We start from the raw sequence: 4,925 nt of genomic DNA, 5'->3' as shown, positions 1-4,925 counted from the left end.
TTGATGCCGCAGCCCCAACAAGCGTGCGGTTTCCGGGTCGTCACCGTTTTGGCCGAAAGGATAGTGCTCATCAAAACTCACACCTCCCGTCCCGGCAGTCAATCCCGTACACGCTCGCCTCATCCGGCGCCGCCACCAGCTCCACGCCCGGCCCGCAATGGTCGCAGTACGTCTGGTTGTCCCGCAGCTCCCCCGGGTGGCCGCACTCCCAGCATACCAGCACATGTTTCGCGCTCATGACTCGCTCAGCTCCTCCCTCACCAGTTCTACCAGCATCGCCCGCCGCTCAGCCGGCGGCGACGCAGCCAACACCTTGCGAATGATGTCGATCCGCTCCTGATACGTCGCTCGTCTGATCGGCGGAGCCGGCGCGGTTATCACCACGCCAGTCTCGCTGCTGACGCGCTTGCTGTGTCTGTACAGGCGGTGGGGTTTCATGGCGCCTTGCTCCTTTCCATCGCGCTCTCGAGCCATTCCGTCAGCATCATCATCTGCCGGATCACCAGCGGATTGTCGCCATATCGCCGGCAAATGTCCGCCGTAGAGCTCGTCACCCAGCCCCAGAATGCCTCGCTCGCCATCCCGTGCTGCATGGCCTGCTGGTTGGCTTGTCCGATCCATTCGACGACCTCGTCATAAAACCGCCTGTAGTCCATCGGCTACAGCTCCTCGATCCGGATATAGATGCCCGGGATCCGCGCCCAGAACTTCTCGGCGATCAGGCTGGCGATCTGCGCATCGTCTTTCCAGAATCCGAGAGCAGTCATGCAATCCTGGAGCAGCTTCTGCGCATTGTCCACATCCGGTTTGGTCGTTTTCCACTCGCCATTCGCATGCTTACCCGTGATCGGGTAGCACCACTTGACGATGAGCCGAATTGGTCCGGTGTAGGGTTTTGCAGGCACGTGCTTCCCGAGGTGTGCCAGGAGCTTCGATCTGGCTGTCTTCACTTCGGCCGGCTCGTAGAATGCCGGCTTGCTGTTCCTCATGGTGACCTGTTTCTGCTGATGCGTGACGGTCGGGACTTTGCGCATCGGCACGAAGAATTCAGTCGTCATCGCCACGACCCTCGATCATCTCTTCCCAGTCGCTGATCAGCTGCCGGAGGTAGCTCGGCGCCTCATCGCTGGAGAAAAGTTCTTTGCGGTCGAGCACGAACTTGACCTGGTAGACATCTTCACCGGCTTTATTGCGGTACTTCACTCCGAACTGCAGTTTCCCGGCCCGGTCATAACAGCGGATGAATGAGTTTCCAAACTCGATTGTTTCGGCTTTCTCTTCTTCCCAGTATTTGTTGGCATACACTTTTTGCTTTGCCATGATCCTCTTCCCTTTCTCGCGCGGGTAGTCAGTGATGTCAGAAGGGGCTGCCGCCGCCTACCTTACGGCGGCAGCCTTCTCTGACTTATCAGTCATCATAATCATGAAATTAAAATCAAATAATATAATTACATCGCGCGCGCGATATATCGCGATATAATATATAGGGCACGCCTGCGGTTCGGCGGCGGCGGCGAACACCATGGTTCCCGCCGCGTTTTTCTTCATGGCGGCGGCGGCAATAATCATGGTGTCCGCCATCAATCAGTTGTTGGCGGCGGCGGCATCAACCATGGTCGCCGCAATCAATTTGCTGTTGATGAACTCCGTCTCCTCGTTTCGCGACCTGTCGTCTTGCCGCATCGGGAGAACAGCGAACGTGCCGTCCAGGAAGAACACCGGGGAATGCTTGCCCGTGCAATAGGGCGTCTCTCGCTCGATATCGACCATTCGAATGTAGTCGTCGTTTACATAAAGGATCTGATCCTTGTACTGAATCACCCGCAGATTCGGAATGTGCTTGGATTCTGATGTCTTGATGAACGGCGTGATCTTTCCCGGCTTAATGTTCTTCATGTGGCCGTAAACAATGTCCAAATCCTTCGGGATCGAAATGCTTTCTTTGTTCCTGACAACTGCAGAAAGGATCTGGCCGTCTGCGGGAATCTCGGCAAAGATCGAAAAGAGCTGGATCAGGATCTCCCGCGGCAACTTATCGTCCGGCAACCGAATGATCCAGTGCCGATTTGTGATGTAAAATCGCCCGTCGTTACGCCACCACAGAATGTTGTTTCTGCCTGCAGCCTTGATCTGTTTGCAGACCTGCTTGAGGTTGAATCCTTGCAAGTCAAACACCTCCTAATCGTCGACTTTGACAATCAGGCCGTCCTTGAGCGTATAACCATATCGCTTGATCCAATCCCGTACCGTCCGTTCGGACACCTCTTTCCCGGCCTTTGCAAACCAATCCACGACGTCCCTCACGGATGGCGGATCGCCGAAATTGCAGTTGGCCACCGCGTCCTCAAACTGCGCTTCTTTGGATCGGCGCTCCTTCTCGGCCGACTCCTTGCGCTTGCCGGCAGCCTTTTTCCACGCCTCCTGCTCCCCGTATGGATGCAAATCCTTTAGGCTGCCGACATCGTCGACGCGGTGAATTGGGTACTGGAACCAGATATTGAGCGGATCGAACTTCGCATATTCGCGCAGCGTCCCTTCCACTCGCCAGGCCGTCCGTTTCCGCACACTCTGGACGACCTGCCTGACCGCTTCCTGTGCTTCAGCCATGCGGTCCGGTATGGCCTTCCTGGCGTGCTCTTCCATCGCTCTCGCGCTCAGCACGTCGTCCTGGGACACATGCTCATTGAGGTAATCCCAGTTGTACTTGGCGAGCAGATCGTGATACACGCCGCAGATCGCTTTGTTTTCTTCCTGTTTGAGCAGCGATTCTGTAACCTCAAGTTCCGCAAGGTCGATCAGCGCGTCCGGATCCCGGGCGAAGACTCCTGATCCGCTGGCCCGGTCCATCGACCGTTTGCCGCCTTGGGCGCCCTTGCTGTGATGGTGACAGTAAATCACGCTGGCGCCCAGCTCCGTTGCGATCTTGTCGAATTGATTCGTAAAGTGGGCCATTTGATCAGCGCTGTTTTCGTCGCCGGTAAGGACTTTGTATATCGGGTCGATGATAACGGCGATGTACCCCTTCTTGGCCGCGCGCCGGATCAGTTTCGGCGCGAGCTTATCCATCGGCACGGACTTGCCGCGGAGGTTCCAGATGTCGATCTTGTCAATGTTCCGCGGCGGCAGCCCCAACGCCTGATACACGTCCCTGAAGCGGTGCAGGCAGCTGGCTCGGTCAAGCTCCAGGTTAACGTACAGCACTTTTCCCTGCGCGCATTGCCAGCCGAACCATTTCGTTCCCTCTGCAATCGCGATGGAGAGCTCGATTAGGGCGAACGATTTCCCGGCCTTCGACGGTCCGGCCATGAGCATCTTGTGCCCCTGCCGCAGCACGCCTTCGATGAGCGCCGGCGCCAGCGGCGGCATGTTGTTCCAGTGGTCCGCCAATCCTTCCGGATCCGGTAGATCGTCGTTCTGAGCCTCGATCCACTCGTACCATTCCGTCCAGCTCGACTTGCCAATATTGGTGTCGACGATGAACTGCTTCTTGCCCTTCCGCACAACGCCCGGCATCCGGGAAAGTCGGGACGGATTCCGGTTCTGGTTGTCGATGCTGAGTCCGTTCTTTTTGCAGACGTTGTATAAGTAGTCGACGCGCTTCCGGTACTCATCATAGTTGGCCGCCTCGACCCGGACGATGGCATGGAGACTCTTGCCCCCGCTGTAGACGAGCACTGCGATCGGCAGTTCCAGCTCGCGCATGATGGCGTGCTGCTTTTCAATGTCCATGTCGTCGGACTCAACAAGGGCATACCGATAATCGGTCACGTTCTCGTTTTTCACTCCACGGCCGTCCAGCGGGTTAAAGCGTATCCAGGCGCCGGCTTCCGGGTTGTAGTCGCCCAGGACCGCGCCGATATCGCCGCCGCAGCTGCTGAGTGCCTGGATCAGCTCGCCGGCCGTCCGGTCATATGCCCCTTTTGTCGGCAGCCATTTCCCGTCTTCGCTTCGCCACGACTCCGTCACATATCCGACGTGCTCGCTGGCTTCGAAGAGCGTCTGCAGGTAGGTAATCAACTGCTGGACCGGGTTCCAGTCGGATGGCTCGTGGATTTCTCGCCCTTCGATCCAGTTGCGATCGACGACGACATAATCACCGGCGATTTCGTCGTCCCAGCCGAGCTCCCGATCCTCTCGGCTGCCCCGCGGAGTCCAGCCGCGCTCTTTGGCCATTTGCGTTATTGTGGCGCCTGTGACCGGGTTTGTCGCGCCGTCGAAAGTTTCCCACTTTCGGAAGCACTCCCCGGGGTGGTAACGGGCCGGGTCACGCTTGCTCCAGACATCCCAATCCGCCGCGGTATAGCCCTCGTGCTTGAGGGCCATACCCACGTTGAGCCATTCCTGGTAGTCGAGCGTTGCCGGGTCGATGTAATTCAAAAGCGCAATAAGATCGATCTTGTGTTCCATGGCCCATCCCCTATGATGCGAAGTCAATCCGGTCTGCCCGGATGTCCATGCATCCGGTTCCACCCCCAATAAGGAGAGTCTCCGGATCGACATAGAAAAAGGCATAATACCACGGGTTGCCATCGACTCCAGACGGACCGGACGTGAACAGGAGAGCGTTGTCTACCCGGCCGGCATATTCAAGCCAGAAGCCACCCTGCATATGAAACGAGCTCCGGTCCTTGCTGCCGATCCGAGTTATACGGTCGCCGGGTATGATCAGACGATCACCTAGCTGGACAACCTCCGGACGAATCTCGTCTCCGTCATCTAACATCCCGTACATGGCGCCCCATTTGATGGCGGTGATCATCCCGCCGCACCCTCCACCTCGGCGATCAGTCGATCCACGTACCAGCGCGCTTTGCGCAGGTCTTCGGCCCCACCCTTGCGACTCCAGCGCCACAGATATTTGATCGCGGCACCAGTGTTGTACGCCAGCCCGCCGGTCAGCCCGACCGTCGCGGACTCGATCGCGT

General features: G+C 57.8%; 10 protein-coding genes. All 10 read right to left on the bottom strand.

The features are described 5' to 3' along the window. Positions 1-70: 70 nt before the first annotated feature. From C6W55_RS00110 to C6W55_RS00065, 10 genes are read right to left on the bottom strand one after another with little or no spacing between them, the layout of a single operon-like run. Positions 71-238, bottom strand: coding sequence for a hypothetical protein (locus tag C6W55_RS00110; RefSeq protein ID WP_286890649.1), 168 nt, complete (start codon positions 236-238; stop codon positions 71-73). After that, positions 235-438, bottom strand: coding sequence for a hypothetical protein (locus C6W55_RS00105; protein ID WP_286890646.1), 204 nt, complete (start codon positions 436-438; stop codon positions 235-237). The genes C6W55_RS00110 and C6W55_RS00105 overlap by 4 nt, the downstream gene beginning before the upstream one ends. After that, positions 435-656, bottom strand: a complete 222-nt coding sequence (locus C6W55_RS00100) for a hypothetical protein (RefSeq protein WP_286890645.1) — start codon at positions 654-656, stop codon at positions 435-437. Before C6W55_RS00100 ends, C6W55_RS00105 begins: the two co-directional genes overlap by 4 nt. A gap of 3 nt (positions 657-659) precedes the next feature. Continuing rightward, on the bottom strand, positions 660-1,058 hold the full coding sequence (locus C6W55_RS00095) for a RusA family crossover junction endodeoxyribonuclease (RefSeq protein ID WP_286890644.1): 399 nt from the start codon (positions 1,056-1,058) through the stop codon (positions 660-662). Then, complete coding sequence (locus C6W55_RS00090) at positions 1,048-1,320, bottom strand: hypothetical protein (RefSeq protein ID WP_286890642.1); 273 nt, start codon at positions 1,318-1,320, stop codon at positions 1,048-1,050. Before C6W55_RS00090 ends, C6W55_RS00095 begins: the two co-directional genes overlap by 11 nt. Positions 1,321-1,377: 57 nt before the next feature. Further along, on the bottom strand, positions 1,378-1,569 hold the full coding sequence (locus C6W55_RS00085; protein WP_286890640.1) for a hypothetical protein: 192 nt from the start codon (positions 1,567-1,569) through the stop codon (positions 1,378-1,380). 15 nt (positions 1,570-1,584) lie between these two features. Then, entirely contained in the window at positions 1,585-2,166 is a 582-nt protein-coding gene (locus C6W55_RS00080; RefSeq protein ID WP_286890637.1) for a hypothetical protein, read from the bottom strand. Positions 2,167-2,178: 12 nt separating this feature from the next. Further along, positions 2,179-4,407, bottom strand: coding sequence for an AAA family ATPase (locus C6W55_RS00075; RefSeq protein ID WP_286890635.1), 2,229 nt, complete (start codon positions 4,405-4,407; stop codon positions 2,179-2,181). A gap of 10 nt (positions 4,408-4,417) precedes the next feature. Continuing rightward, positions 4,418-4,759, bottom strand: coding sequence for a hypothetical protein (locus C6W55_RS00070; protein ID WP_286890632.1), 342 nt, complete (start codon positions 4,757-4,759; stop codon positions 4,418-4,420). Continuing rightward, positions 4,756-4,887, bottom strand: coding sequence for a DUF3310 domain-containing protein (locus C6W55_RS00065; protein WP_286890652.1), 132 nt, complete (start codon positions 4,885-4,887; stop codon positions 4,756-4,758). The genes C6W55_RS00070 and C6W55_RS00065 overlap by 4 nt, the downstream gene beginning before the upstream one ends. Positions 4,888-4,925 lie beyond the last annotated feature (38 nt).

Origin of the sequence: Thermobacillus sp., from assembly GCF_003390775.1 — a bacterium.
Classification (GTDB): Bacteria; Bacillota; Bacilli; order Paenibacillales; family Paenibacillaceae; genus Thermobacillus; species Thermobacillus xylanilyticus.
Note: the sequence above shows the minus strand (reverse complement) of the source record. Positions and strands in the feature narration are given on the sequence as shown.

Coding starts and splice junctions, on each gene's coding strand:
- C6W55_RS00090 (WP_286890642.1), bottom strand. CDS start 1,320: ATGGCAAAGCAAAAAGTGTATGCCAACAAATACTGGGAAGAAGAGAAA.
- C6W55_RS00100 (WP_286890645.1), bottom strand. CDS start 656: ATGGACTACAGGCGGTTTTATGACGAGGTCGTCGAATGGATCGGACAA.
- C6W55_RS00095 (WP_286890644.1), bottom strand. CDS start 1,058: ATGACGACTGAATTCTTCGTGCCGATGCGCAAAGTCCCGACCGTCACG.
- C6W55_RS00070 (WP_286890632.1), bottom strand. CDS start 4,759: ATGATCACCGCCATCAAATGGGGCGCCATGTACGGGATGTTAGATGAC.
- C6W55_RS00075 (WP_286890635.1), bottom strand. CDS start 4,407: ATGGAACACAAGATCGATCTTATTGCGCTTTTGAATTACATCGACCCG.
- C6W55_RS00110 (WP_286890649.1), bottom strand. CDS start 238: ATGAGCGCGAAACATGTGCTGGTATGCTGGGAGTGCGGCCACCCGGGG.
- C6W55_RS00085 (WP_286890640.1), bottom strand. CDS start 1,569: ATGATTATTGCCGCCGCCGCCATGAAGAAAAACGCGGCGGGAACCATG.
- C6W55_RS00105 (WP_286890646.1), bottom strand. CDS start 438: ATGAAACCCCACCGCCTGTACAGACACAGCAAGCGCGTCAGCAGCGAG.